23 protein-coding genes are annotated in these 25,681 nt (G+C 39.9%); 6 read left to right on the top strand and 17 right to left on the bottom strand.

Annotation, left to right across the window (positions count from 1 at the left end; genetic code table 11):
- Positions 1 to 2: 2 nt before the first annotated feature.
- From ACTHN6_RS19935 to ACTHN6_RS19905, 7 genes are all read right to left on the bottom strand, one after another.
- Positions 3 to 584 carry a nitroreductase family protein gene (locus tag ACTHN6_RS19935; protein ID WP_440437540.1) on the bottom strand — a complete coding sequence of 194 codons (582 nt, stop codon included), beginning with the start codon at positions 582 to 584 and terminating at the stop codon, positions 3 to 5.
- Between the two features lie 103 nt (positions 585 to 687).
- Positions 688 to 1,281: a DUF420 domain-containing protein gene (locus tag ACTHN6_RS19930; RefSeq protein ID WP_440437539.1), complete on the bottom strand. Its 594-nt coding sequence runs from the start codon at positions 1,279 to 1,281 to the stop codon at positions 688 to 690.
- The gene (locus ACTHN6_RS19925) at positions 1,244 to 2,083 is read right to left on the bottom strand and encodes an SCO family protein (RefSeq protein ID WP_440437538.1); all 840 of its coding nucleotides are present in this window, start codon (positions 2,081 to 2,083) and stop codon (positions 1,244 to 1,246) included. The genes ACTHN6_RS19930 and ACTHN6_RS19925 overlap by 38 nt, the downstream gene beginning before the upstream one ends.
- An 89-nt stretch (positions 2,084 to 2,172) precedes the next feature.
- Positions 2,173 to 2,592: a cytochrome C oxidase subunit IV family protein gene (locus ACTHN6_RS19920; RefSeq protein ID WP_440437537.1), complete on the bottom strand. Its 420-nt coding sequence runs from the start codon at positions 2,590 to 2,592 to the stop codon at positions 2,173 to 2,175.
- Positions 2,593 to 2,611: 19 nt separating this feature from the next.
- Positions 2,612 to 3,283 carry a cytochrome c oxidase subunit 3 gene (locus tag ACTHN6_RS19915; RefSeq protein ID WP_440437536.1) on the bottom strand — a complete coding sequence of 224 codons (672 nt, stop codon included), beginning with the start codon at positions 3,281 to 3,283 and terminating at the stop codon, positions 2,612 to 2,614.
- Between the two features lie 72 nt (positions 3,284 to 3,355).
- Complete coding sequence (locus ACTHN6_RS19910) at positions 3,356 to 3,943, bottom strand: cytochrome c oxidase subunit 3 (RefSeq protein WP_440437535.1); 588 nt, start codon at positions 3,941 to 3,943, stop codon at positions 3,356 to 3,358.
- Positions 3,944 to 4,081: 138 nt separating this feature from the next.
- On the bottom strand, positions 4,082 to 6,433 hold the full coding sequence (locus tag ACTHN6_RS19905; RefSeq protein WP_440437534.1) for a M4 family metallopeptidase: 2,352 nt from the start codon (positions 6,431 to 6,433) through the stop codon (positions 4,082 to 4,084).
- A gap of 24 nt (positions 6,434 to 6,457) precedes the next feature.
- Here ACTHN6_RS19905 and mnmD point away from each other — a divergent pair, with 24 nt between their 5' ends.
- Positions 6,458 to 7,192, top strand: coding sequence for a tRNA (5-methylaminomethyl-2-thiouridine)(34)-methyltransferase MnmD (mnmD, locus tag ACTHN6_RS19900; protein WP_440437533.1), 735 nt, complete (start codon positions 6,458 to 6,460; stop codon positions 7,190 to 7,192).
- Here the strand turns inward: mnmD and ACTHN6_RS19895 are convergent.
- Positions 7,182 to 8,264: a tryptophan 2,3-dioxygenase family protein gene (locus tag ACTHN6_RS19895; RefSeq protein ID WP_440437532.1), complete on the bottom strand. Its 1,083-nt coding sequence runs from the start codon at positions 8,262 to 8,264 to the stop codon at positions 7,182 to 7,184. The two genes, mnmD and ACTHN6_RS19895, sit on opposite strands and share 11 nt — an antisense overlap.
- Before the next feature lie 162 nt (positions 8,265 to 8,426).
- On the opposite strand from ACTHN6_RS19895, the gene pyrH reads away from it, so the two are divergent.
- Complete coding sequence (gene pyrH / locus ACTHN6_RS19890; protein WP_440437531.1) at positions 8,427 to 9,146, top strand: UMP kinase; 720 nt, start codon at positions 8,427 to 8,429, stop codon at positions 9,144 to 9,146.
- Between the two features lie 48 nt (positions 9,147 to 9,194).
- On the opposite strand, the gene ACTHN6_RS19885 is transcribed toward pyrH, so the two are convergent.
- Together ACTHN6_RS19885 and ACTHN6_RS19880 are read right to left on the bottom strand one after the other, a co-directional pair.
- Positions 9,195 to 9,707, bottom strand: coding sequence for an acyl-CoA thioesterase (locus tag ACTHN6_RS19885; RefSeq protein WP_440437530.1), 513 nt, complete (start codon positions 9,705 to 9,707; stop codon positions 9,195 to 9,197).
- 102 nt (positions 9,708 to 9,809) lie between these two features.
- The gene (locus tag ACTHN6_RS19880) at positions 9,810 to 10,787 is read right to left on the bottom strand and encodes a hypothetical protein (RefSeq protein ID WP_440437529.1); all 978 of its coding nucleotides are present in this window, start codon (positions 10,785 to 10,787) and stop codon (positions 9,810 to 9,812) included.
- 362 nt (positions 10,788 to 11,149) lie between these two features.
- Between ACTHN6_RS19880 and ACTHN6_RS19875 the strand changes: the two genes are divergently transcribed.
- The 3 genes from ACTHN6_RS19875 (at position 11,150) to clpX (ending at position 13,853) form a co-directional block, all read left to right on the top strand.
- A complete protein-coding gene (locus ACTHN6_RS19875; RefSeq protein WP_440437528.1) occupies positions 11,150 to 11,839 on the top strand; it encodes a ClpP family protease in 690 nt (229 codons plus the stop codon).
- Between the two features lie 51 nt (positions 11,840 to 11,890).
- Entirely contained in the window at positions 11,891 to 12,523 is a 633-nt protein-coding gene (locus ACTHN6_RS19870; RefSeq protein WP_440437527.1) for a ClpP family protease, read from the top strand.
- A gap of 94 nt (positions 12,524 to 12,617) precedes the next feature.
- Positions 12,618 to 13,853, top strand: a complete 1,236-nt coding sequence (gene clpX / locus ACTHN6_RS19865; RefSeq protein WP_440437526.1) for an ATP-dependent Clp protease ATP-binding subunit ClpX — start codon at positions 12,618 to 12,620, stop codon at positions 13,851 to 13,853.
- Here clpX and folP read toward each other — a convergent pair.
- Positions 13,850 to 14,725 (bottom strand): dihydropteroate synthase, encoded by an 876-nt coding sequence (gene folP, locus ACTHN6_RS19860; RefSeq protein ID WP_440437525.1) that lies wholly within the window; start codon positions 14,723 to 14,725, stop codon positions 13,850 to 13,852. The genes clpX and folP overlap by 4 nt on opposite strands.
- A 149-nt stretch (positions 14,726 to 14,874) precedes the next feature.
- On the bottom strand, positions 14,875 to 15,426 hold the full coding sequence (locus tag ACTHN6_RS19855; RefSeq protein WP_440437524.1) for an AAA family ATPase: 552 nt from the start codon (positions 15,424 to 15,426) through the stop codon (positions 14,875 to 14,877).
- A gap of 111 nt (positions 15,427 to 15,537) precedes the next feature.
- Here ACTHN6_RS19855 and ACTHN6_RS19850 point away from each other — a divergent pair, with 111 nt between their 5' ends.
- Positions 15,538 to 16,806 carry a D-arabinono-1,4-lactone oxidase gene (locus ACTHN6_RS19850; RefSeq protein ID WP_440437523.1) on the top strand — a complete coding sequence of 423 codons (1,269 nt, stop codon included), beginning with the start codon at positions 15,538 to 15,540 and terminating at the stop codon, positions 16,804 to 16,806.
- A gap of 6 nt (positions 16,807 to 16,812) precedes the next feature.
- Here ACTHN6_RS19850 and ACTHN6_RS19845 read toward each other — a convergent pair whose 3' ends face one another.
- From ACTHN6_RS19845 to ACTHN6_RS19825, 5 genes are all read right to left on the bottom strand, one after another.
- A complete protein-coding gene (locus ACTHN6_RS19845) occupies positions 16,813 to 17,517 on the bottom strand; it encodes an ROK family protein (protein ID WP_440437522.1) in 705 nt (234 codons plus the stop codon).
- A gap of 112 nt (positions 17,518 to 17,629) precedes the next feature.
- Entirely contained in the window at positions 17,630 to 19,915 is a 2,286-nt protein-coding gene (bglX, locus tag ACTHN6_RS19840) for a beta-glucosidase BglX (protein WP_440437521.1), read from the bottom strand.
- A 133-nt stretch (positions 19,916 to 20,048) separates the two neighbouring features.
- The gene (locus ACTHN6_RS19835) at positions 20,049 to 21,104 is read right to left on the bottom strand and encodes an LIC11966 family surface protein (RefSeq protein ID WP_440437520.1); all 1,056 of its coding nucleotides are present in this window, start codon (positions 21,102 to 21,104) and stop codon (positions 20,049 to 20,051) included.
- 83 nt (positions 21,105 to 21,187) lie between these two features.
- Complete coding sequence (locus ACTHN6_RS19830; protein ID WP_440437519.1) at positions 21,188 to 23,284, bottom strand: S41 family peptidase; 2,097 nt, start codon at positions 23,282 to 23,284, stop codon at positions 21,188 to 21,190.
- A gap of 98 nt (positions 23,285 to 23,382) precedes the next feature.
- A complete protein-coding gene (locus ACTHN6_RS19825; RefSeq protein ID WP_440437518.1) occupies positions 23,383 to 25,530 on the bottom strand; it encodes a M43 family zinc metalloprotease in 2,148 nt (715 codons plus the stop codon).
- Between the last annotated feature and the right edge of the window lie 151 nt (positions 25,531 to 25,681).

Raw genomic sequence — 25,681 nt, 5'->3', positions numbered from 1 at the left:
TCTTAGTTTTTCCAAACAATTTTTTCTTCCAAAGGAATGATGCGGCTACCTTTTTTTATATCACTATCGGTATAACCAAGATAGATTAAGCCAATCATCTGGTCTTCGGCCTGTAAGCCTAAAAAAGTTTTCATAGCATCATGAAATGTAATGCCGCCGGTGCTCCATAAAGCCGCGATATTTAAAGAAGCAGCACCAAGCAAAAGATTTTGCACGGCAGCAGCAACAGCGCATATTTCTTCAACCCTTGTAATTTTCGGATTGTTGCCACGCTTCATATAAACAGCAATTATATGCGAGCAGTGATCGCCGTTATGCAATATCTTTTCATACTTCGCTGTTTCAAATTTTCCAGCAGGCACATTTGTTTTATATAGATCTGCATGGTCTTTACAAAATTGCTGCACGGCATTGCCTGCAAAAACAACAAAGCGCCAGGGTTCTGTGTGGGCGTGTGTAGGTGCCCAATCGGCGAGCTTTAATAAATCATTGATAACAGCATCATCAATCTTTTTTCCATTCATCAGCATGGGTTTGCAACTGCGCCTGTTTTTTATAATGTTTTCTATTATTTCAAAATTCATACAACGAAAATAGCGGCTTGATAATAAGATAATTTTATGCAGGCGTTAATTTCTGCAATTCGTAAATTAAATGCATTCAATATATAAGTGGGTGTAAACTATATCAGGTGTAATATGGCTGTATCATCCAGTAAACTACCGGTCCTGAAACTGCCACATAAAACCACAAGGGCCAGGTGATACGGGCAAGTTTTTTATGTTTGGGATACTCTGCTGTTAGAGCACGATAAGCCGTAAACAAAATAAACGGCAAAATAATGCCCGCTAAAAATATATGCGTTAAAAGGATGATAAGATAATAGGGTCTTGAATCACTTACAGCAGCTTTCTCGGCATCACTTAAAATACCATTATGATCTGCATCGCCATAAATGGCTTCTCCGGCCAATAAATGATGCGCTATATAGGAAACCAAAAACACTACAGATAAAATAAGCGCTGCGAGCATAAGCCGTTTGTGCAAAATATAGTTTGAGCTTTTTACAGCAATCAAAGCAATTAAGAGCAATACAGCGATGATAGAATTAATGACAGCATTGGCCAGGGCAAAAATGTGAATATCAAACCCTAAATCAACATCAATTTTAAACTTTGCCAAAAAGCTGACAGCAGCAAATATTACAATAGAAAATGTAATGATAAGCCAGGTTGCTTTTTTATCATTTTTGTGTATTACCGGCTGAGGTAGTTGGTTCATCTGTATTTTTTTTACGGAATATTAAACGCGTTACTAGTATAGTTGCCACAACTGCTATAACAAAAAATATAGCCATTAAAGCAGGATCGAATGGAAGTTTCTGCGGATTGTCATCTGCAGCCAGCATCAATAACCCAATATCTTTGGAGAGCTTGTTAAGCGAGGTTGAATCCAGGCCATTATAATAACCGCGAACATTAAAGTTTTTATCAATCAGCACAAACCTTGTAGTGTGCACAAAATCGGGGTTGATGGGAACTGTATCAAACTTATCAACCTTTAATTGCTCAAAAGCATAATTATATATGGTATCGCGGTTGCCCGTTAACAGCCACCAGTTGCCGGGATCTATTCCAAAATGGTCGGCATATTTCTTCAATTTTGCAACAGAATCTGTTTCGGGATCAATGCTGAATGAAATAAACTGCACAATAGATGAATCCGGTGCAGACATAACGTCGCCGCCTCTTGCAAAGGAGCGCTGCATTGTCAACATATTCTTTGTAAGCAGCGGGCAAATAGATCCGCATGACGTGAAGAAGAAATCCATCACTATCAGTTTGCCCTGCAAATCATACAGGCTTACCGTATCGCCCAATTGATTTACCAGATGGAAATTAGCAACACGATGCCAGACCGTGTCATTTATCATCTGGCCTTTTTCCACGTGATTTATAACAGTATCAGGCAGGTAATGGGCAGGCATTACTGTTGCATTATCACTTGCCTGTTTAAGCCATAAATAACTTACCAGTGGAATTAATACAGCTATTGCTACTGCCAGTAAAGCTTTTTTAGTCATGCTCAAAAATATTGCCCGGCAATGCCGAAATAAAAAACCACCGCAAAGGTGCGATGGTATTTTATTAATATAAAGTGTTTCACAAAATTTTATTCGAGGTGATGCGTGCCTTCTTCCTGCACAGGCATCTTTTCTTTGCTGTGTTCAAGATGGTTTCGATCCCATTTATTCTTATAATTCTTAAACGAATTTCCATCTGCAAGAAAAGCCGTGATAAACCATATAAATAAACCAAGCGGCACCACAATGGTCATTATCATATTACGCATTTCATGCTTAAGGTGCATGAAATAAGCAACGATATAAAAAGCCTTTGCAAGCATAAGAATAACAATTACACCTTTTATTATATGGCGCGTTAAACTTTGCTCATCCATCCCTATCATTGAAAACCCTAATGCAAGCTCCACAATTGTAAGAACAGAAAGGATAATAGTAACTCTCCATATTTCCTTTACACCTCCGCCTGCATGCCTTTCTTCAGCTAAAGATTCTATAGAATGATCCATTAGTATAATTATTATTTAATTAAATAAGATAAAAGCAGGTGAATACAAATACCCAAACAAGATCAACAAAATGCCAGTATAAGCCGGCCTTTTCAATCATAAGATAATGGCCTCTTCTTTCAAATACGCCCCGCAAAACCATTATAAGCATAATGCAGTTTATTACTACGCCGGAGAACACATGAAAGCCATGAAAGCCCGTTATTGTAAAGAAGAAATTGGTAAAGTTGGTTGTGCTGATAGTTCCGTCTGCATTTGGAAAAGGGTTTCTGCCCCACCATGCACCTTCGTGATAAAGGTGTGTCCATTCCCATGCCTGACAACCCAGAAAAGCAAGGCCGCCCAAAATGGTAAGCACCATATATTTTGCAACACCTTTTTTGTTCATGGCATGCCCTTCATGCACGGCAAGCACCATTGTTACAGAACTGATGATGAGGATAAAGGTCATAATACTTACAAACACAAGCGGGGCATGTGTTTCTCCGCCAAAAGGATAAGTGCGGAATACCGTGTTGGGATCAGGCCAGCCATTGGTTGCAAAGCGGGTAGTGCCATAAGCAATAAGAAATGCGCCGAAAGTAAAAGCATCACTCATCAAAAAATACCACATCATCAGCTTGCCATACTCAACATTAAAAGGACTTCTTCCGCCCTTCCACATTCCGGTAGTTGTAACAGTTGTGTTCATGTGTATTTAAAACTTGTATGGTGGCAAAGGTATTGGCTACGGTTTAAAAAATAAAATCGTTGCTGTTTTTTCTTAAAACCATTTTAAGAAAATAAAAAGATATATCCAGAGTATATCCACAAAATGCCAATACGTGCTTACGATCTCAATAGCTGTGGTATTATAATTCTTGGTTTTTAAACTGTATGCCCTGAAGAAAATAATGAGCAGTGCTATAACACCACCTAATACGTGCAACAGGTGCAGGCCAACAATTATACCAAGAAAAGATGCAGAGGGATTGCTCCCTATACCAAAAATTTTTACGCCATGATTATATAAATAAGAGAAACCGAAGTATTGCAAAACGCCAAACAGAACGCCCAATACAGCTGTAATGGTTATGAGCATGCGGTAGCGCCGCATTTCTCTTACTTTAAATGATTTAAGGGCAAGATGTATGGTTAAACTGCTTAATAATATGACTACGGTGGAAACCCAGAATACCGAAGGGAATTCAAACTCCAGCCAGTTGGCTGCAGCTTTGCGCACAATATAAGCGCTCGTTAACCCTGCAAACATCATTACAATACTTCCCAGGGCAACCCAAAGCGTAAACTTATGCGGATGGATTCTTTTTCTTTCATTACTTACTGTGGATGGCATTGTTACTGCTTTCATTATAAAACTTGCTTTTAAAAAGCGGTGCGAAATTACAACATTGCAACCAGCTTAACCTCTGTGAATATTATAATATTAATGCTGGCATAAAAAAAGGCTGCCGGCATACCGGCAGCCTTTTAACTATCAACATGTTGATTAATGTGCAACAAGCAAGGTTATTTTCCCGATAATCACGCCGTCCTGCTCAACAGCCACATAATAGTAACCATTATGCAGGGTAGAAAGATTGTTTAATGTAAAATTGTTTTTACCTTTTGCTTGAACACCTGCTTCATAACTGTTCTTGCTTACGCCCATTGCATCGGCCAGCCTGAAAGTTACTTTGCCGCTGTTTACAAGCGTGTAATTCAGTTTTACTGATGACGATACCACAGGATTTGGATATACCGAAATATCGCTTATCAATGTTTCGGCAGCAGCACCGGCCGCAATAATGTTTACGCTGTAATCTTCCACTTCGCCCTGATCAAATGTGGCGCAGGGATCTGTAATGGCCGTATTATAATGCATTTGAATGCGCATGCGTGTAAGGCCAACCTTAGCCGTAGCCGGTACCTTGAATGATTTTGAAAGGATAGCAGCAGATTTAACCGTAGCAGACCCGACCTTCTCGCCGGCATCATTAAAATCGCCATCTCCATTATAATCAATATACATGGTCCAGCCTTCTTTACGCACAACACCGGGAAAGCCTGCCCTAACCTGTATAGTCGCGTTCTGGCCTGCAACCGCATCAGAAACTACCGAAGTAAAATCACCATAACCGCCATTATCACCACTTACATAATCACTGCCGTTAAAATTCACAAGATTAATATATTCATTGGCTGTACTTAATCCTTTTGAAACGCAATAAGCAGGTTCATCTTCTCCATATACGCCCACAGCATCCCAGGCATTTTTTACCTGTGCTACTTCGTTGGATGAAGCGCCATATAAATCTGCCGCTGCATTTACACTGGCTTCCCTCCAATCTGCATAAACGGAAGTGCTTGTAAGATAAGCAGTTTCTGTACGGTATATAATCTGTTCAGCTTTTTCAATACCGATGCCCTGTACGTTATAAGCATCGCCATTATCGTTGGTGCCGCTGCCGCCGGTAACGAGCAGGTAATACATAAAGTTGCCAACGCCACTGTTTGTATGCACGCCGCCATTATCGCTGCCGCCATTAGCCCAGTAAGTGCCTTTATAGGTATCCGGCTGTTGGTAAGCATTAGGGTTGCTCATATCTCTTATAAACCAGTTCATGTCATTGCTCAGGCGCCAGTCAATATCATTTGGCTTTGCCCAGAACTGAACTGATTTACCCATAATGTCACTCATGCTTTCATTCATAGCGCCGGACTCGTTCTGATAAACCAGCCCGCTTGTATATTGCGTAACGCCGTGCGTAAGCTCATGCCCTGTTACATCAATACCCGTAACGCCTTTTTGCGAGCTTCCGGACCGGATGCCATAATTCATGGCCGTTCCACTCCAGGAAGCATTATCTCTGTATAAAAAGCTTTTTCTGTTTACATAGCTGTATAAGGTGTAGCCATTATTATCAATGCTGTTGCGATTGAAAATTTCCTTATAAAAGTCATAAGTCATTTCAACGCCCCAATGTGCGTCCAAAGCGTTTTGATCTGGCAGGGACAAATTCCAGTTGGCTGAAGTGCTGGTAAAATCATCGCCCCCCACTCTTAAAGTAATCACGCCATTGCCTCTTGAAAGATCGTGCAGCCGGTAAGCATTAGCGCCCGTTTGTTCGGAGTGAATGGTTTGCGTGCCACTGTATAAAGTATTAGCCGTTCCCGTTACATCAGCCGTATGAATGCGTTCTTCACGGCCCAGTAATTTTCCGGTAGCAGCATCTATATAATAATATGCACGGCTATAGGGCTCGGCAGCATATACATCTATTTTATAAGCCAGCTTAAGATCGGCCGGGTTAACGCTGCCTACTTCAGAAAACCAACATTTTTCTGCAGCGGGATAATAGGTTGCGGATGAATTTTTGAACTGTGCTTTTAAAGCGGCTTCCATGCCTTTATCCTGCCACATATATTTGGTGGCAGCCACATTTCTAAGTGCATAGGCTATTGCCTGTGCCGGGCTTATTTTAGCTGCAGCAGTGGCAGTGGCACTTTCATTAAAATCTATAATAACAGTGCCCGACAAAGAAACAACCTTTCCGTTTTTAGTGTTTACAATGTACATGGAATGATTAACCGGGATGCCCTGGTAAGTTTGCTGAAAGCGGTAATGTACAAAGCCAAGGTTATCTTTTTCAGTGCTTTTCAGCACAAGCGAACTCTTATCGCTTAAACCAAGCATTTTAGCTGCCTGCAAAGTGTTAAACGGCAGTTGCTGATCCTGCGCCAGCTTTACAAAATGTTTGGTGGTACCATTTTCGCCCCTGATAAGCGCTTTTAAATTGTTTTGAGAAAAGCCCTGCAATGCAAGGCCGAGCATTACAAGCGAGAGTAAACGTGTTTTCATGTTTGAATTAATTAGTTAAAAAGAATGTTAAATCTAACAGATGTTATCTTTTCTGCGAAATATTTTTATGAAGTGAATAATATGCGGCTTATAAAAACTACAGAAGACGGCTCTCATACCGTGGTTATTCCTTCAAAAAAAATTACTTATCACAGCACGCATGGTGCATTGCAGGAAAGCCGGCATATTTTTATTAACAGCGGGCTGAAATATTTTATAAATAATTATGCTGATGCAAATAAAACCATCAGTGTTTTTGAAATGGGCCTGGGCACAGGCTTAAATGCATTGCTCACTTGGCAGCAGGCAATATTATTAAAACAAAAGATTTTTTATCATACTGTGGAATTATACCCGCTAACAAAACAGGAAGCCGAGGGTTTGAATTATGATAATCTTTTGGAAGATAACAATGTGCGTTTATCAGCCATTCATCATGCAACATGGAATGAAGTAATTAGTTTGAATGAATATTTTTCTTTTATAAAAACAAATATTGATATACTGGATTTCAATACCACACAACAATTCAACCTTATTTACTTTGATGCCTTTGACCCCAATGCACAGCCGGAATTATGGACAAATGCAATGTTTAAAGAAATGTTTGACATACTGCATAACAATGGAATTTTGGTAACCTATTGCAGCAAAGGCGCCGTACAAAGGGCAATGAAAGCTTCCGGTTTTATTGTACAAAAATTAAAAGGCCCGCCCGGAAAGCGGGAAGTAATAAGGGCAATAAAACCTATACATTAAAGCTCAGGTGTTTTATGAGTTCTTCAGGCAGCCTGGGCAAATTTCTTCTTTCAATTAAATAGGTTGAAAGGCCCGAAATATCCTTGTAAACATAGTGTTTGTTTAATGCGCCTTCCAGGTAACCGGAGCCTGATGTATTACCCGTGCCCACCCGCATGCCAATCATGCGGCGCACCATTATTAAATGTTTATGCCGCCAGTTGCTCATTAAATGATCAATTTCAATTAATGCGTCGAGTATTTGATAAGATGTCTGGAATACCGGAAAATCCCTGTACAGCATAATAAACAAAGCAGCTCGTAAAGCCTGTGCAGAAAAACTGCTTCTCCAATTACTGAGCGCTTCGGGCGTAACACCTTCAGGAATAATGTTCAAGAAAACGTAATCAAAATCAATGATTTTATTGGCTTCCCTTTGTGTTAATCCGGTTTTATAAATATACCTGTAATCATTCCAGAATACATGTTCTGTTGCACTTTCTGCGGAAAGCGGTGTATAATTTTTCCAGAATAGTTCTTCAAAAAATGGCATTCTTTCCAGCCAGCGGTTAATAAGTTTCAAAAGGTTTTGGTGTTGTTCTTTTTCTGTGATACGTGCATAATCTTCCTGCGTAAAACCACCTTCATTTACGCGCTTGTAATAATCTTTCTGATGACGGTTTTCCAATTGCAAACCCAGCACCGATTCTATCAGCCGGAACTGCGCACTCTGAAAACCGGAAGAAGGCGTGAGCAAATTCCTGAACTCCAAAAAATCAAGCGGCGTCATCGTATCCAGGATACTTACCTGCTGGTTTAATAATTCCAGGATCTTTATAATGCGCCGCAAACGGTGCAATACGAGGTTAAGGTCTTCGGAATTATCATTAATAATTTCTTTGCTGAATATTTTCAATACATAATCAAGCTCAAATAAAATTTGTTTAAACCACAACTCATAAGCCTGGTGTATAATAATGAAAAGCATTTCATCGTGCGCCGGGTAATTACCTTCTTTAAAGCTTTCCGGCTGCTGGCTCCCTAATATTTTATCAAGATGCAGGTAATCGCTATAGTACAAGGTATCTTTCATTAATGCATTATTTAGTATTATTCATAAACAATCTTAACCAAATAATTCAAACAGCTTTTAATTGTTTTTTCAAATTTTCCTGCCAGCCTGCAAACAGGGATTTTTCTATTTGACTTTTCGCTTATTTTGCAGCCATTCATAATCAAATCTGAAATTAACCGCATGTTACCAAGATACAAAAGAATCGTATTGAAACTTTCCGGAGAATCTTTAATGGGAAATGGCACTGATGGCTTTGAACCCTTTAATGCGCCGGTAATTGAGCAATATGCAAATGAAATCAGGACCATTACTGATCTTGGGGTGCAGGTGGCGCTTGTAATTGGCGGCGGCAACATTTACCGCGGCGCTAATGAAATTGAAACCGGCATTGAACGCGCTCATGGTGATTATATGGGAATGCTGGCTACAAGCATTAACGGCATGGCAATGCAGGCCATGCTTGAGCGTATAGGCGTTGATACCCGTCTTTTAAGTGCTATAAAAATGGAACAGGTGGCAGAGCCTTATATTCGCCGCCGGGCTATTCGCCACCTCGAAAAAGGGCGTGTTGTAATTTTTGCTGCTGGCACAGGAAATCCATATTTTACTACAGACACAGCCGGCTCTTTAAGGGCATTGGAAATTAAGGCCGATGTAATTTTAAAGGGCACGCGTGTGGATGGCATTTATACCGCAGATCCGGAAAAAGATATCACGGCAATCAAATATGAAACCATTACCTATCAGGAATGCATTTTAAAAAACCTGAAAGTAATGGATATGACGGCCTTTACACTTTGCATGGAAAATAACCTTCCCATTATTGTTTTTGACATGAATAAACCGGGCAACCTGTTAAAAGTAGTAGAAGGATTGAATGTTGGCACATTGGTGAATTAATAAAGCTATTTAAATAAAAAAAGCAGGTTTACAACCTGCTTTTTTGTATCAGCTATTTAAGAACGCTTTTAATTCGTTGGCATCATTGGGTTTCATTTTACCGCTTAATATCAGGCGAAGCTGCCTGCGCCTCAAAGCCCCGTCGTACAAGGATTTTTCCTGTTCGCTTTCCGGTAAAACAGCAGGCACCTCCCTTGGCTTGTTGTTAGGGTCAAGTGCAACAAATGTAAAATAGGCTTCATTGCTTTCATACCTGTATTGATGCAGGTTATCTTCTCCCCAAACCATTAAATGTATTTCCATTGAAGTATGAAATGCCCGTGTAATTCTTGCTTCAATATGCACCACATTGCCAAGTTTAATTGGATTTTTAAAACTGATATTATCCACGCTTACCGTCATGCAGGGCGCGTTGCAATGTTTACTGGCAGTCATTGCAGCGGCAATATCCATCCAGTACATTAACCTTCCCCCCATCAAATTTCCAAAAACATTGGTATCGTTTGGCAATACCAATTCGTTCATTACAGTTACACTTTCACTAACTTTCTTACTTTCCATTGCACAATTTTGCGCAAATATAATTTGCGCTGTGCGATTATATTTTATTACTGTATTTATAAAGAACTGCCCTCGTGTGAAGAAAGTTCTTTATTACATCTTTTATTTTCTTAAACCTTCCAGCATTCGTTCTGTTATCCGCACGGCCGATTTTCCATCACCTGTGCCTGTACCGCTGTAGGCAATTGCATAAGCCACCTTGCCGCTTAATTCATTCACGGTTGCATCAAATAATTCTTCCGAGTTTAATTTAATGCCAAATTCGTTGCATATAAGGCTGGTTTTGTTAGCCGCTTTTTTGTAAGCTTCCGTGCATTTGTCAAAACCATCAAAACAGCCGTCAATATTATACCAGTGCACATTAAGGTAATCAATGGGAATATTGCGGATTGATGCCGTATAATAGTTTACGGTTTTTATAAGCAAATTAAAATTATCCAATTTGCCCCCCACCCAATATTGTTCAAACCATTCGGCTGCTTCTTCCTCAGAAAATTGGGTATAAGCCCACCTGCGCAGGCCGGTGGAAGTTATGCCCGCATCGGCAATTTTAAAACCGTATTTATGGCCTACTTCTGTAATGGCAGCAAGCTCATTCAGGTAATGGTCTATACTGCCTTTGTGATAAAGAATATTATCCCATTCATTTTCCACAACCACCACAGGTATCTGGTCTTTTTGAGGGGCATAATATTTAAAAAATTCCTCCGCTCTCTTTTTTACATTTTCGATGTTGGTGGGAAATGGCTGGGGGCCAAAAGCTACGTTTGCCCAGTTTAGATTTACCTGTACATGGTACCCGTTTTTCAAATACTTGTCAATAACTCCGCTCTTTGTTTTTTCAGAAAGAAAAATATTAAGACGCGTGAGCTTAATATCTGCATAATCAAGCTGCTCTGCTGTAGCGTCAAATCCTCCTTTGGCAACAAGCAGGCCATGGGTTGTTTGCAGTACTGCCTGCGAAGAATATAATTCTGCAGCAGTGCCGGAAGTTTCAGTTTTAAGGGGTTGGGTTTCTTTTTTGCATGACGCAGCAATGCATAGCGCCAGCAATAAATAGGACACTTTCGGGGCGTTCATTTATTAATAGATATTGATGACAATACATTCTGATTGTGTTTGGAACAGTCGGTTGCTTTGTTCTTAGATATAGCTATCCCCCTGGAAAATTCGGCTTTTCAGAATAATGATTAATTGGACTTTCGATAATTTGCTTTTCAGAATTTTTTTTCGATCAATTGTTACTTGCTAATGGGGCTAAAACAGTATGTAATTAGTCTAATTTGTTCCTTAAATATCAATCAGCGGCGCAAAGGTATAGTATTTTTTAATATCACATCAAATTTTCTTAAATTTTCTGCCCTTTTGTCTCAATTTTTATTTTGCACAGAATTTGGTTCAATATCGATTCTATTTATCTTCAACGCTTTAAAATAATAATTATGGATTTTGGAAAGGAATTTGAAAAATACGCAGTTAAGCACAGGGGAATAAGTTCAAACACAATTCATGGATTTAAGCAGCACACAATCACTAATCTTACACCTTATATAATTGAAGAACGCCCGCTGAACGTTGCCAGCATGGACGTTTTCAGCCGTCTGATGATGGACCGCATTATATTCCTGGGTGAGCCGATTGATGATTATGTAGCCAATATTGTAACCGCACAATTGTTGTTTTTAGACAGCACAGACCGCACAAGGGATATTCAAATGTATATCAACAGCCCCGGCGGCAGTGTGTATGCCGGGCTTGGCATTTACGATACCATGCAATTTGTAAGCCCCGATGTTTCCACTATATGCACGGGCATGGCTGCCAGTATGGGTGCCATCTTAATGTGCGCCGGCGTAAAAGGAAAGCGCAGCGCATTGAAACATAGCCGGATTATGCTGCATCAGCCCTTTGGCGCTATTGGCGGGCAGGCAACCGATATTGCAATCACCGCAAAAGAAATTCAAAAAATAAAGCACGAATTATACGCCATCATCGCCCATCATACAGAAAAAGACATTAAAAAAGTAGAAGAAGATTGTGACCGCGATTTCTGGATGACTGCTGATGAAAGCAAGGCCTATGGTGTGGTGGATGAAGTACTGGTAACAAATCCAAGAAAGGAAAAAAAATAGTTTAGAAAGAAAATTTACAAGCAATCAAATAACCATATCAAATTAAATAATATGATCAATTTGAAAAATATAAGCCCATTAAGATTGAATGAAGACGAAGACGAACCGCAGAAAGAAGAAAAGCCGGAACAATCTTCTTACCTCATGAAAAAAATGGAGCAACTGTTTTTGAAGAACAGGTCTGTTTACCTCTGGGGCGCGGTAGAAGATAAATCTGCCCGCGATGTTGTAAGCAAACTGTTACTGCTGGATGCTGATAAACCCGGCAAGGAAATAAAATTTTATATCAACAGCCCCGGTGGAGTGGTTACAAGCGGCATGGTTATATACGATACCATGCAAATGATCCAATCGCCCGTAAGCACCATCTGTATGGGCCTTGCTGCCAGCATGGGCTCCATCTTATTGAGCGGTGGCGTTAAAGGTAAAAGATATATATACCCCCACGGGGAAGTAATGATCCACCAGCCAAGCATTGGCGGTTATTTCCAGGCAACAAGCGCCGATATTGAAATTCATGCAAAACAAATGCAGCGCACCAAGGAAATAAGTGCAAACATCCTGGCAAAAAATACAGGCAAATCTTTTGACCGGATTATAAAAGATTTTGACCGCGATTACTGGATGGATGCCAAAGAGGCAGTTGAATACGGCATTGCAGATGAAATAGTTGAGAAACTATAAGCTCAATTATTAGGATATAATAAAGCAAAGGTTTAATAAATACGTTTTACCTTTGCTTTCTTTTTTAATCAAATTTTTATTTATTTTTATTACGATGGCAAAACAGTCAAACCTGCATTGTTCTTTTTGTGGCCGCAGCCGTGATGAAGTGAAGATTCTTATCGCCGGCCAGGAAGGGCATATTTGTGAGAACTGTGTTGAGCATGCTCAGGAAATAATTATGCAGGAATTGCAGGTAAGGGACGAAACCCGCACTACGCAATATAAATTCAATATCCGCAAACCATTAGAAATAAAGAATTATCTCGATCAATATGTAATCGGGCAGGATGATGCCAAAAAGATCTTGTCGGTAGCCGTTTACAATCATTATAAAAGAATTACCCGCAAACAGCAGCAGGATGATGTTGAAATTGAAAAGAGCAACATCATTATGGTTGGCGAAACCGGCACAGGTAAAACGCTTCTTGCCAAAACAATAGCCAAACTTTTAAATGTTCCTTTTGCCATAGTTGATGCCACAGTGTTTACTGAAGCCGGTTATGTGGGTGAAGATGTGGAAAGCATGCTTACACGTTTATTGCAGGCATGCAATTACGATGTTGCCGCTGCCGAAAAAGGAATTGTTTTTATAGATGAAATTGATAAAATAGCACGCAAAGGCGATAATCCTTCTATAACCCGCGATGTAAGCGGCGAAGGCGTGCAGCAGGGCTTACTGAAAATGCTGGAAGGCACAGAAGTGCTTGTTCCCCCACAAGGCGGCAGGAAACATCCTGAACAAAAAATGATAAAAGTAAACACCACCAATATCCTCTTCATTTGCGGCGGGGCTTTTGACGGCGTTGATAAAATAATTGCTCGCCGCATTAATACAAATGCCATTGGGTTTAATGTAAATAAAGATGAGCAGGAAGACCAGCGTAAGAATTTATTGCAGTTTGTAAATGCGCAGGATATTCGCTCTTTTGGTTTAATACCCGAATTATTAGGCCGCCTGCCTATCATTACTTACCTCAACCCCCTGGATGCAGAAACATTGCGTGCTATTCTTACTGAACCTAAAAACAGCCTGATAAAACAATATACCAGGTTGTTTGAAATGGAAGGCATAAAACTTACAATTGATTTGGATGCGCTTGATTTCATGGTGCAAAAAGCGCTTGAATTTAAGCTGGGGGCAAGAGGTTTAAGAAGTATTTGCGAGCATATTCTTACTGATGCCATGTTTGAGCTGCCCGGCAGTAATAAAAAAGACCTGCATGTAACGCTTGAATATGCTGCTACCAAATTTGAAAAAAGCAAGCTTAATAAACTCAAAGTTGCTTAAGCTTGCTGCAATGCTGCTTCAGCATTATTGTATGCTTCAAATAATTTTATAGCTTCTGCGGCTTCTTTTACATCGTGTACGCGTAAAATGGATGCGCCGTTCAATAAAGCGATCATGTTTACCGCTGTCGTTCCATTCAATGCATCCTCTGCTGTAACATTCAATGTTTTATAAATAGCTCCTTTTCTTGACAGGCCTGCAAGCACAGGCCTGTCAAGCATTTTGAAAACAGTAAGGTTTTTTAATAGCTGAAAATTATGGCTGATGGTTTTGCCAAAACCAAATCCCGGGTCAATGATCACATCTTTAATGTTATGCTGCCGGCATTTTTCTGTTTGACGAATAAAAAAATCCAGCACTTCCTGCACCACATCCTCATAAACAGGATTCACCTGCATGGTTTCCGGCCTGCCCTGCATATGCATGCAGATATAAGGCACCGGGAATTTTCCAACCGTTGCCAACATGTTATCATCCATCATTCCACCGCTTATATCATTAATAATGGAAGCGCCTGCTTCAATCACTGTTTCCGTAACAGAAGCATGGTAGGTATCGGCGGAAATAATAATATCAGGAAAATTTTTATGAATTAACTCAATAGCGGGCAACAACCTTTCCTCCTCTTCTGTTGCTGATAATCTTGTACTGCCCGGCCTTGTGCTTTGCCCGCCCATATCCAATATAGCAGCACCTGCTGCAATCATTTCCGAAGCCGTTTGTAATATTTTATCTTCTGTTTGTACACGGCTTCCTGCATAAAAAGAATCAGGCGTAATATTCATGATACCCATTATTACAGGCTCATCAATAACGAGCAACTTTCCATTGCAGTTAAGCGTAAATAAAACTGTTTTTTCAGATGCAGGCATTGGCAGGAATTGTTTGTATTTATCGATTCTGCATAATTCTATACTCAAATTTTACCCGGGAAATATACAGTACAAATATCGGGACGTATTTCAATTTTCGCAGGCATTCGTTATTATTACTGAATGCATACTTTGTTTTATTCAGCTACCTATAACCTGATAAAATTAATGATCTCTTTCAACCCCGGATCATATCCTTCTTTGGTATCAACTTTTAAAGTCGGCAGGTTTATATTAACCGGTTTATATTCATCTGTAAGCAACACCTTCAGTTCTCCTTCTTCATTTACAAACCTGTCGTTGTGAAACTTTTCTCTTGAAGAATCATCTGCGAGTCTTTGTTGAAAGCGTTGCCGGGTTATACCAAGAGGTGCTTCGCAGATAATTATTTTTATAGCAGCCCTATGAGAAAAATTCAAAAGCTTTTCTTCCCACGACTTATGTTGAAAAGCAGCCTCAGCAATGAATGATATATTTTTCGAAATGAGAAAACCTATTACTTCAAAAAACGTGTTATAAATATGCCAGTCCGCTTCGTTACCCGGCTTGTTATGCGTATCGCCGATAGTATTTATATATCCTTCTTTAAGCGCATCCCTTGAAATAACAGGACAATTTATTTCCTGTGAAAGCCGGTGTGCCAGGGTAGTTTTTCCTGATGCAGGCCTGCCCGTAATAACAGTTAATAATGGTTTATGCATTTGCAAAAATTGATTTTATCGAATGAATATAATTTTTTATTCAATTGGAATTTGTGAGAAATATGCAACGCAAATATCGTGATAAGGTTATTTTGTATAACTCTGCATTTAATGGAAACATCTCACAATCTGCTCAAAAACTGGGCAGGCAATGTTACTTACAACAGCAATAAATTATACGAGGCTACTTCCGTAAATGAAGCGCAGGATATTATCGCAAAACATACGAATATTAAAGCCTTAGGCACCAGGCACTGCTTTAATACCATTGCCGACAGCCGGCATAATTTTATTTCATTATTGCCGATGAATAAACTGTTGCACATTGATGAAACCAACCGTACAGTTACAATGCAGGCTGGCATGAAATATGGAGAATTGGCGCCATTGATCAACAGCAAAGGATTGGCGCTGCACAACCTTGCTTCGTTGCCGCATATTTCAGTTGCGGGCGCCTGTATTACGGCAACACATGGATCAGGAATTCATAATAAAAATTTATCAGCCGCTGTTACGGCCTTTGAATTTATTGATGCAGAAGGCGGGCTTCATCATTTATCAAAAGAAAAAGACGGTGAAAAGTTTAACGGGCTTGTAGTAAACCTTGGCGCAGCCGGTATTATAACAAGCATCGCTCTGCAGGCAGAACCAACCTATAATATGCGGCAATTTGTTTTTGAGCATCTCTCTTTTAATACAATGAAAGAAAATTTTAAAGCTATTATGGGCGCCGGTTACAGTGTAAGCCTGTTTACCGACTGGACAAATGATATAAATGAAGTTTGGGTAAAACAGAAATTGAGTGAGCAAGAGGCAAGTATGAAAGCATTTTTTGATGCAATACCTGCAACACAAAACCTGCATCCTATTGCATCAATTTCAGCAGTGCATTGTACAGAACAAATGGGTGTAACCGGCGCATGGCATGATCGTTTGCCGCATTTTAAAATGGGTTTTACACCAAGCAGTGGCGAAGAATTGCAATCAGAATATTTTGTGGCGGATGAACATGCCGTTGATGCCATCATGGCGGTTCAGAAGCTTACTGATAAAATAAGCCCCCATTTATTGATTTCAGAAATAAGGAGTATTGCAGCAGATGAACTCTGGCTTAGCCCTTGCTATAAACAAAACTCCACGGCTATCCATTTTACCTGGAAACAAAACTGGCCCGCAGTACAAAAGTTATTGCCTTTAATTGAAGCAACTTTAGCAACCTATAATGCAAAGCCTCATTGGGGAAAATTATTTTCGATGACAGGCATCCAGTTACAAAACAGGTATGAAAAAATGGATGCGTTTAAAAGCCTGGTTAAAGAATATGATACTAAAGGAAAATTCAGGAATGATTTTCTAAACCGTAATATTTTTCTTGATTAGCAGGAATCATTTATCATCTTTCCACAGCCTCGCTCCTCCCCTAATGCCCTCTTTGTTATTGGCGATAATCATATTATCATCCAGCGGCATGGTTAAGTTCCTGGCATTGCCGCCACTTATATACAAGCGATCATAATTAAATACTGTTTTTAAAATCTTAAATACTTTTTCCATCCTGCGGTTCCATTGTTCTTTTCCTTTTTGATTGTAGGCTTTTTCTCCAACATACTCATCATAATCTTTATCGGTTTTTACAGGGTGGTGTGCAATTTCAAAATGTGGCAGTAACTTACCATCAAGCAGCAGGGCAGTACCAAAGCCCGTGCCCAGCGTTATTACCATTTCAAGGCCTTTGCCACTTACAATACCTACCCCCTGGAGGTCTGCATCGTTCACTACCCTGGCGGGCTTTCGCAGGAGTTTGCCGAGAAAATTCTGCAGGTCAAAATCTTTCCAGTCATCAGTGCCAAGATTGGGCGCCGTTTTAACAACACCATTTTTAATATAACCGGGAAATCCTACAGCTATTTTATCATATTCTTTAAGGCCCTTTACCAGCTCTTTAATACCATCTAATATATTAGTGGGTGTAGAAGGTTGCGGCGTTGGTATTTTTACATATTCTGAAACAGGCTCCCCTTCCTTATTTAATAAAATAGCTTTGATGTGCGATCCGCCAATATCTATCGTTAATATATTTCCTTCATTCATATACCTGTAAATTTTTTGATGAATTTTATTACTGCTACCTGTTCTCCAATAACCCGTTTTCATTCATTACTTGCTGCCCAACTTTAAACTTTATATTTCAAACTTCAAACATTTACTTCAGCCAGAAAGATACTTTTTTTACATCTCTTGAATTTGGCCCTGTCATCACTTCAAATTCGCCGGGCTCTGCAATGAGTTTTAAATCTGAATCATAAAACATCAGGTCACTATGATTAATATTGAATACTACCTGTTTGCTTTCGCCTTTTTTCAAAAATATTTTCTGAAATCCTTTCAACTCTTTTACAGCCGGTGTAATGCTGGCTACTTTATCATGCAAATACAATTGCACAACTTCTTCACCATCATAATTACCTGTATTGCTTACGTTAACAGTTACCGTCAACCCTTCTGTTCCGCTAATGTTGGTTTTACTTAAAACAGGATCGCTATAGCTGAAACTTGCATAGCTTAAGCCATAACCAAACGGATATAAAGGATCGTTGCTTACATCCAAATAATCAGATTTGAATTTATGGCCATCGCCCGGATTTAAGGGCCTGCCTGTGTTTTTGTGATTATAGTAAAGCGGAATCTGGCCAACATTCTGCGGAAAGGTAGTAGTAAGTTTTCCCGAAGGATTATAGTTGCCAAACAACACATTGGCAATGGCATTGCCGGCTTCGGTGCCGGGAAACCAAACATCTAAAATAGCAGCGGCATTTTTATCTTCCCAGGTTAATGTCATTGGTCTTCCATTAAATAATACAATCACAACCGGCTTGCCTGTTGCAATGAGTGCGGCTAATAAATTTTTCTGGCTTTGCTGTAAACTGATATCAGTCATGCTGGCCGCTTCTCCTGTAAAGTCTGCAGCTTCACCGAGGCAGGCCACAACAACATCTGCTTTCTTGGCTGTAGTAACTGCTTCATCAATCATTTGCTGCGGCGTTCTTGTATCAACATCAATTTCCGGTGCAAAATCATTGATGTTTTTAACGATCATAGAATCATCGCTTATGTTGGCGCCTTTTGCATACAACACATTTACATCGCTGCCGGCAATATTCTTAATGCCCTGCATTACTGTAATATCTTCATTGTATTCGCCGCGTATATTCCATGTGCCGAGCATATTACGTTGATTATCTGCCAGCGGCCCAATCAAAGCAATTGTTCCGGATTTTTTTAAAGGCAAAACATTATTCGCGTTCTTTAGCAATACAAAAGAATGTTCCGCTGCATTACGCACGGCCAGCCTGTTGGCATCAGTAAGAATGGCTGTTTTTGCAAGCGTTTCATCACAATGATTATAGGGATCATTAAACAAACCCATTTTATATTTTGCCTCAAGCACCCTTCTGCAGGCATCATCAATTTCTTTTTGTGTAACCTTACCTTCCTGCAATGATTTTTTTAATGTGGTTAAAAACCCTTCCGCTACCATATCCATATCCAAACCGGCTTTTAACGATTGTGCCGATACCTGCTGCAGATCACCAACGCCATGATTAATCATTTCACTTACTGAAGTATAATCACTCACCACAAAACCTTTAAAGCCCCACTGGTTGCGCAACACATCAGTCAATAAAAATGTATTACCGGTGGCGGGAATACCATCTACTTCATTAAAAGAGCTCATCACACTGCCAACGCCTGCATCAACGGCCGCTTTGTAAGGTGGCAGATAATATTGATACATTCTTATACGGCTCATATCAACCGTATTATAATCCCGGCCTGCCTCTGCAGCGCCATATAATGCATAATGTTTTACACAAGCCATTACGGCATCCTTTGCTGCCATGTCTTTTCCCTGGTAGCCACGCACCATGGCAGCGGCGATTTTTGAACCGAGATAAGGATCTTCACCCGAACCTTCCGCAATGCGCCCCCAGCGCGGATCACGGGCTATATCAACCATTGGTGAATACACCCAGTTTAAACCATCAGCTGCAGCTTCTGTTGCCGCAATGCGTGCACTTTGTTCAATCAGCGGCATATCCCATGAACAGGATAAACCGAGTGGAATGGGGAATATGGTACGATGGCCATGAATAACATCCAAACCAAACATCAGCGGGATTTTAAGGCGTGAATTTTTTACCGCGATGTCCTGAGCCTTACGGATTTGATCCGGGCCGTTTATACCAAACAATCCGCCAACCTGCCCGTTACGGATTTTACTATCTACATCAGTGCTAACCACTGATCCCGTAACAGCACCTCCGGGCGTAACAAGGTTAAGCTGGCCTATCTTTTCGTCCAGTGTCATTTTGCCTATAAGGTCTTTCACAAAAGCATTCATCTTTTGTTCCTGCTGATAAGTTTGCTGGGCAGATAAGAACGAGGCAGCAGTTATTGTAAAAAGAATGAACAGGCTGATTTTTTTCATAGCAAGGAATTTACTTATTCAAATATAAACAGGGAAACTGAATGCAATGTTCAAACAACAAATTTCAAACCGGCAATAAAAAACCCGTTGCGGCAAGCACAACAGGTTTTTTATTGAACGAGTTTAAAGTGGTTTATACACGTGGAATGTGTGCATCCATAAATTGCATATTGGCATTGTTCCAGTTATTAATCATCTGGCTTTTTGAAGTGTTCACATTATTATTTAGCTGATTGTATTCATTAATAGTGGCATTATAATCTTTTACAGCCTTATTGTATGCATCCACATCCTGTTTGGTTAAATTATCCTGGCCTTTGATATCCATTGATTTTTTTAATTTATTAAAGGCTTCTTCTTTCAAAAAGAAGTCCGTAACCCTGGGCAAATCAACCTCAGCATGTTTTTGATAAAACATCAAAGCCTGTCTGCAGCTCTGTGCAAGTGAGTGATCACCGTCAAAATTATCCAGGCTGTCTAATGCAAGCAATCCTTCTTTGGCGTAAGCAGCCAGTGCATTCCTGGATTCTTCAATCCCAGTTAATTTTTTTGCATTGATGGCTTTTGTTATTTGTTCATCCTGCCAATTGCATTTAAAGAATATGAGATACAACTGGTCTTTGTAATGATTAACCTTTGAAGTGATTTCCATATTATCAGACAGCCGGTCTTTAGTATCTACAATAGTAACGTTATATTTTGCAGCAAAATCTTTCTGGGCTTGTTCCACTTTTGCAAACGCGTCATGCAGTTTTTCATTTGTTTTCTCCATGGTTAAAATATAAAACTGCATTCCATCAATGCTCTGGTCTGCAATCTCTTCCATGTTCACAATATGGGCATAGTCTTCATTAAAAACCTTATAGCACATGTCAATATATTCCATGCTGCTTTTGCGCAGGGAATTATCGCCTTTATAATATGGCAGGTCTGAAATTTTGTACTTGCAATTCTGTATGCTTTCAAGCGTTTGTTGCCGCTTCTTTTCTACTTTTCTCGCTTTGCCGCTGTGTGCTACAGCGCTTATATAGTCAAGGTATGTTTTACTCATAACCCGTTCCGCACTGGAAATAGCAGTCATGTAACCACCGGGGTTATCAATGTCCTGGGCAGTAAGTTGAAAAGAAAACAGGAGCAATAAGGCTATAGCAAAGCCTGTTTGCAAGGGGAGGGTAAATTTGCGTTTCATTGTATATTTGATTTGAATAAGCAGTTAAAAAAGCACAGCAAATAAATACATTTTTTTGAAATGGCGTAAAAATTCCAGGCAGTTTATTTGTTCATTACTTCAAGCACATCGAAAGTGATTTTAATATAAGGATCGTGCAACAAAAACTTTTTAAAAGATTCATTTAAATCTCCGGAAGACGCGTCCACTTTCAGTTTTTCCATATCATAAGCATTATTACTGATTGTATAATTGTTTGAATAATCATTGCCAACAGCAGGCTGTGCAGCAGGATCTTTTTTGTTTAAAGCTATCGCATCTGCCCAGTTAAGCGAAACATCGGCAGGCTTAATTTCCTCCCTGTATTTTTGAATATATGCAGCCAGCCGTTTGAAATAAGACATCGTATCCATATCCTGCGCCGCCACCGTTTTTAAGGTATCAACCTGTAAAGCAGCATATGGCCTGTAATATTTATTGGCATCAATAATAGTTGGTGGTAAAGCAAAGGGTTCGCTTGCTTCACGTTCCGCCCTGGCCTGCAAAAAATCAGGCAAAATAATATCTGGTTTTACGCCGTTAAATTGTGCAGTGGTTCCATTTACCCTATACAGTTTAATAGTGGTGAGCTTAAGATAATAATCTGTCTTTTTATCACCGGCATATTCACGTATGTTTATTGAAGTATCAAGCGGCAATACAAGCTGCCCTGTAGCTTTGCCAAACGTTGGCGAACCTACAATCAACGCACGGTTATAGTCCTGCAGGGCGGCCGCCAGCATTTCTGATGCAGATGCGCTGTAACCATTAACCAAAACGATCAGCGGCCCATCATATATAGTGCCCCGGTTTACATCTTTTAATGTAAATATTTTTTCTTCATAGCTACTCTTGATCTGGGCCACAGGGCCGGCATCAATGAAAATACCGGCAAGTTCTGCAGCTTCATGCACAGAACCACCGCCATTATAACGCAGGTCTAATATTAAACCGCTGATGTTTTCTTTTTTAAGCTTTATGATTTCTTTCGCTACATCATTGGCACAACCGCTGCCAGTCATCGTTTCATCACCATCATTGTAAAATGCCGGCAGTGAAATGTAACCAAAAGTTTTATTGCCTTTCAGTATAAAGCTTTTTACTTTGGCGTCGTCATCGGGATCAACCGGTGTCTTCACTAATGTCAACGTCCTTAAACTTCCGTCCGCCTTTTTAACAGTTATTGTTAGCCTGTCGTGATTGCTTTGTGAAAGAATACGGCTGATTTCAACAGCGCTTGCATCAGACACGTCAATGGCGCTCTGTTTTTCCCATTGTAAGATTTGAAATTTATCGCCTTTATTTAGCATACCGCTTTTAAAGGCGGAACTGCCAGGCTCAAGCTCATTAATTATTACGCCACCACCGGCATTATCTTTTATGGCAAAACCAAAACGGAAAGACTGGCTGCCCAATTCACCCGCAAAATTCTCGGCTTCGGTTAAAGGAAAAAATTCTGTATGCGGATCGTAGCAACAAGCAAGCGCACTACAATAATTGTTTGCAATAAACTGATCCAACCCGCCGGGAGATTGCATAATTCTTAGTATGTTTCTTTTATAGGCCGATATGGTTTTCTTCTGAAGATCAATGGCTGCACTATCAAATTCATACCTGTATTTTTTCTTATCATTTTCACTCAATTCGTCATTTATATCAAGAAGGTGATATAATGTTTCAAGCTTGATTTTTTTGTACAATTTACTATGCATGGCGACAACACTGGCTGGATACGATGTGTCCTCAGCAAGTGTAAATTTTTCCGGTTTGGAAAAATCAAAAGGCTGCCTGCTTACTGCATCAATAATAGTATCGGCTTGCTGCAATCTTTTGGAATATAGATTTTTAACCAGTGTCAGAAAAACCGATCGCTTTTGTTTTACCTCATCATCAAGTTGCAAACGATATACAGCCAATTGCTGAATGTCTTCTTTATTAAAGTAGACATGTTCTTCATCGAGCTGTTTCAGGAACTGGTTAAAAAAATCCCCGGATAAACTATCATTTAAATCCCTGGGTTGTACATGCAGTTTATCAACCATTCTTGAAACAATAAAAGCATTGTTAGCAGCTTGATTAAAAGTTTGTGCAAATGAAACTTCTGAAATTAAAAATAAAGCCGTAATAAAAGCAGTTTTAACTAAATAGAAATACCGGGCCATTGAGTTGTAAATTGTATTTGATTTATAGCAATAGTTAAGTTATTTATTTTATGCCTAGCCAACTTAGCACTTTGCGTTCTTGAATCGCTTACTGAAAATTATAATTTGATAATCTTCTTCGTCAACACCTTATCTGAGAAGATTGCTTGTACAATATACATGCCTGCGGCGCAGCGGCTGAGATCAATATCATAATAAGTGCCGGCTTCGCCGTTTATATTAACCTGGATGATTTTTTGTCCCATCATGCTATATACAACTATCGCCTTAAGATTAGATGGCGGCGGATAAAACTGTACTGCCACGTTGTGGGTGGCCGGGTTGGGCGTTACCAAAAAACCCTGCGCCTTTAAATTTGGATTGATAGTAACTGTTCTGAGATTAACATCATCCAAATAAATATTATTTTCATATTCTTCCGTGTTCCTGAAAGCTAACATAATGTTGCCCGCGTTTATATAATCTGCGAGATTGATAGAGTCTTTACGCCATTCAGATGAAGTAGGTACAAATTCGGTGGTTGTTGGCGTTGTTCTTGTTACAAGGTCGCTTCCATATTTTTTATAAATGCTGGTATAAGTTGCGCCGCAATCTTTGCTTACAAGCACTTCCAGCGTATCCCAGACATTGTTAGCTGTATTAATATCTGTATAAGTTGCAGCCGCAACATAAAACGAAAGAAAGGCAGAATCCACATCAGCAATATTGATATCAGGAAAACGCAGGTAATCTTTTTGATCGTTGGCGTTATAATTAAAATTATTGATCATAACGCTGGCATTGCCCGATCTTGCTGCATTGGTAGTGCGGCGCCATGTAATATAACCGTCAGGGTTTACAATATCCCAGGCCGTTGGCGGGAATGTTGTGTTTTCAAAACCTTCCGAAACGGTTGCCACGGCTGAATAGTATTGAAAAGCAGATGTAAGCGTATCATTATCCGTCACCTCATCGGGTTTATTGTTAGGGCCTGAAGTATAAACAGCAATGGTGTGAATGCCATCTGCTATTGTTAAATCATTCAATTGCACCTGTGCAGTTGCATTATGTGCCAATGCACCATTCCAGCTATAGGTTGAACTGCTTTTACCATCAATTAATACAGTTATGTTTAAGCTGGTTAATACCTGCGTACCTGCATTTTGTATAGTAACGGCAGGCGTTAAGCTGCTGCTGCATATTCTTGCTGCCGGTGCATCAATTGATTGCAGTGCTGCATTGTAGGCATATTGCACAGGCGGCTGGCAACCATCGGAAGTTAAGAGTGAAGAACGGTACGCCAATACGGCGTCTTCCATGCGTTCAACCTGTTCTGTTGTAAACAAAACAAGGCAATCATCGTTACTGTAATCCATATAATTCTGATACATAATACCATTGCCACCCGTAGTGCAGTTATCAATTATGACGCCTGTATAACAGCCTGAACTGGCATCTGCCTGGTTGGGCGTATCATCAATGTAATCTGTGCCGGTGCAGGCGCCTTTATCATCGCCCCATATATGGTAAAGATTAAAGTAATGACCTGTTTCGTGCGTTAATGTTTTGCCACCATTGTACACAGCATAAGAACCACCGGGCAGGCTGCGATAATCTATAACCACGCCTTCCGCATCAACCGAACTGTCTTCAGGAAAAGTAGCATAGCCCAACACACTGTTGGATAAAACGCAAATCCATACATTGAAATATTTATCATCATCCCAAATATTGGCGCCGCCCGATGAAGCATATTTTACACCATCATTGGTGCCGAACGAATTCTTTGTGGTAACAATACGCTCAATGCCGCTGGTATTGTCGCCCGTTGGTGTACGCTGCGCCAGGCAAAATTGAATATTCGATTTTCCGTACAGCGATTTAAAGTAAGAAGGAATGTTGGTGGAATCTGCATTCATGCCCGCAAAATCTTTGTTCAATACATCAAGCTGTTGCCTTATTTGTTCATCCGTTACAGCGTCCGGGTTTTTTAATACAATATGAAACACCACCGGGATAGTAGCGACAGATTCAAGCCTGCTGCGGCTTTTAAGCAATTTGTAATAACCGCTTTTAACGGCACCATTAAAAGCTTCGCGCTTTTGTTCAAATCGTTTTTTGAATGCGGGGTTGTTCTGAAATTTTATTTCAAGCCGCTGCATGGCGCCACATTTTTCCGGCACAACTTTGTTCTTTTCCTGTGCTGATGATGTTATATAAAAAACCATGAATGCGAGCAGGCATAAAAAAAATCGGGGGTTATACATTCGATGTTTGTTTTGGATTTCTTCGATAAAACTAATCTTTCTGCTGTAAGATTATGCAATATAAATTTATACCGATTACCCGGCGCACTAACACAAAAGTTCCTGCTGGTTGCATTGACTTAAGTAAATCAACTCTGCAAAGCAACCCGTC

This window comes from Parafilimonas sp., assembly GCF_051953455.1.
Taxonomy (GTDB): domain Bacteria; phylum Bacteroidota; class Bacteroidia; order Chitinophagales; family Chitinophagaceae; genus Parafilimonas.
The sequence above is the reverse complement of the archived record's forward strand: the minus strand, read 5'-3'. Positions and strand labels throughout refer to the sequence as shown.

Excerpts from the sequence above, each read along its gene's own strand:
- ACTHN6_RS19915 (WP_440437536.1), bottom strand. The coding sequence starts at position 3,283 with ATGAACACAACTGTTACAACTACCGGAATGTGGAAGGGCGGAAGAAGT.
- folP (WP_440437525.1), bottom strand. The coding sequence starts at position 14,725 with ATGCCTGCATCTGAAAAAACAGTTTTATTTACGCTTAACTGCAATGGA.
- mnmD (WP_440437533.1), top strand. The coding sequence starts at position 6,458 with ATGTTAAATCTAACAGATGTTATCTTTTCTGCGAAATATTTTTATGAA.
- ACTHN6_RS19875 (WP_440437528.1), top strand. The coding sequence starts at position 11,150 with ATGGATTTTGGAAAGGAATTTGAAAAATACGCAGTTAAGCACAGGGGA.
- ACTHN6_RS19925 (WP_440437538.1), bottom strand. The coding sequence starts at position 2,083 with ATGACTAAAAAAGCTTTACTGGCAGTAGCAATAGCTGTATTAATTCCA.
- ACTHN6_RS19850 (WP_440437523.1), top strand. The coding sequence starts at position 15,538 with ATGGAAACATCTCACAATCTGCTCAAAAACTGGGCAGGCAATGTTACT.
- ACTHN6_RS19830 (WP_440437519.1), bottom strand. The coding sequence starts at position 23,284 with ATGGCCCGGTATTTCTATTTAGTTAAAACTGCTTTTATTACGGCTTTA.
- ACTHN6_RS19910 (WP_440437535.1), bottom strand. The coding sequence starts at position 3,943 with ATGAAAGCAGTAACAATGCCATCCACAGTAAGTAATGAAAGAAAAAGA.
- ACTHN6_RS19905 (WP_440437534.1), bottom strand. The coding sequence starts at position 6,433 with ATGAAAACACGTTTACTCTCGCTTGTAATGCTCGGCCTTGCATTGCAG.
- ACTHN6_RS19895 (WP_440437532.1), bottom strand. The coding sequence starts at position 8,264 with ATGAAAGATACCTTGTACTATAGCGATTACCTGCATCTTGATAAAATA.
- ACTHN6_RS19935 (WP_440437540.1), bottom strand. The coding sequence starts at position 584 with ATGAATTTTGAAATAATAGAAAACATTATAAAAAACAGGCGCAGTTGC.
- ACTHN6_RS19930 (WP_440437539.1), bottom strand. The coding sequence starts at position 1,281 with ATGAACCAACTACCTCAGCCGGTAATACACAAAAATGATAAAAAAGCA.
- ACTHN6_RS19880 (WP_440437529.1), bottom strand. The coding sequence starts at position 10,787 with ATGAACGCCCCGAAAGTGTCCTATTTATTGCTGGCGCTATGCATTGCT.
- bglX (WP_440437521.1), bottom strand. The coding sequence starts at position 19,915 with ATGAAAAAAATCAGCCTGTTCATTCTTTTTACAATAACTGCTGCCTCG.
- ACTHN6_RS19920 (WP_440437537.1), bottom strand. The coding sequence starts at position 2,592 with ATGGATCATTCTATAGAATCTTTAGCTGAAGAAAGGCATGCAGGCGGA.
- ACTHN6_RS19835 (WP_440437520.1), bottom strand. The coding sequence starts at position 21,104 with ATGAAACGCAAATTTACCCTCCCCTTGCAAACAGGCTTTGCTATAGCC.
- ACTHN6_RS19825 (WP_440437518.1), bottom strand. The coding sequence starts at position 25,530 with ATGTATAACCCCCGATTTTTTTTATGCCTGCTCGCATTCATGGTTTTT.
- ACTHN6_RS19855 (WP_440437524.1), bottom strand. The coding sequence starts at position 15,426 with ATGCATAAACCATTATTAACTGTTATTACGGGCAGGCCTGCATCAGGA.
- ACTHN6_RS19870 (WP_440437527.1), top strand. The coding sequence starts at position 11,891 with ATGATCAATTTGAAAAATATAAGCCCATTAAGATTGAATGAAGACGAA.
- clpX (WP_440437526.1), top strand. The coding sequence starts at position 12,618 with ATGGCAAAACAGTCAAACCTGCATTGTTCTTTTTGTGGCCGCAGCCGT.
- ACTHN6_RS19885 (WP_440437530.1), bottom strand. The coding sequence starts at position 9,707 with ATGGAAAGTAAGAAAGTTAGTGAAAGTGTAACTGTAATGAACGAATTG.
- pyrH (WP_440437531.1), top strand. The coding sequence starts at position 8,427 with ATGTTACCAAGATACAAAAGAATCGTATTGAAACTTTCCGGAGAATCT.
- ACTHN6_RS19845 (WP_440437522.1), bottom strand. The coding sequence starts at position 17,517 with ATGAATGAAGGAAATATATTAACGATAGATATTGGCGGATCGCACATC.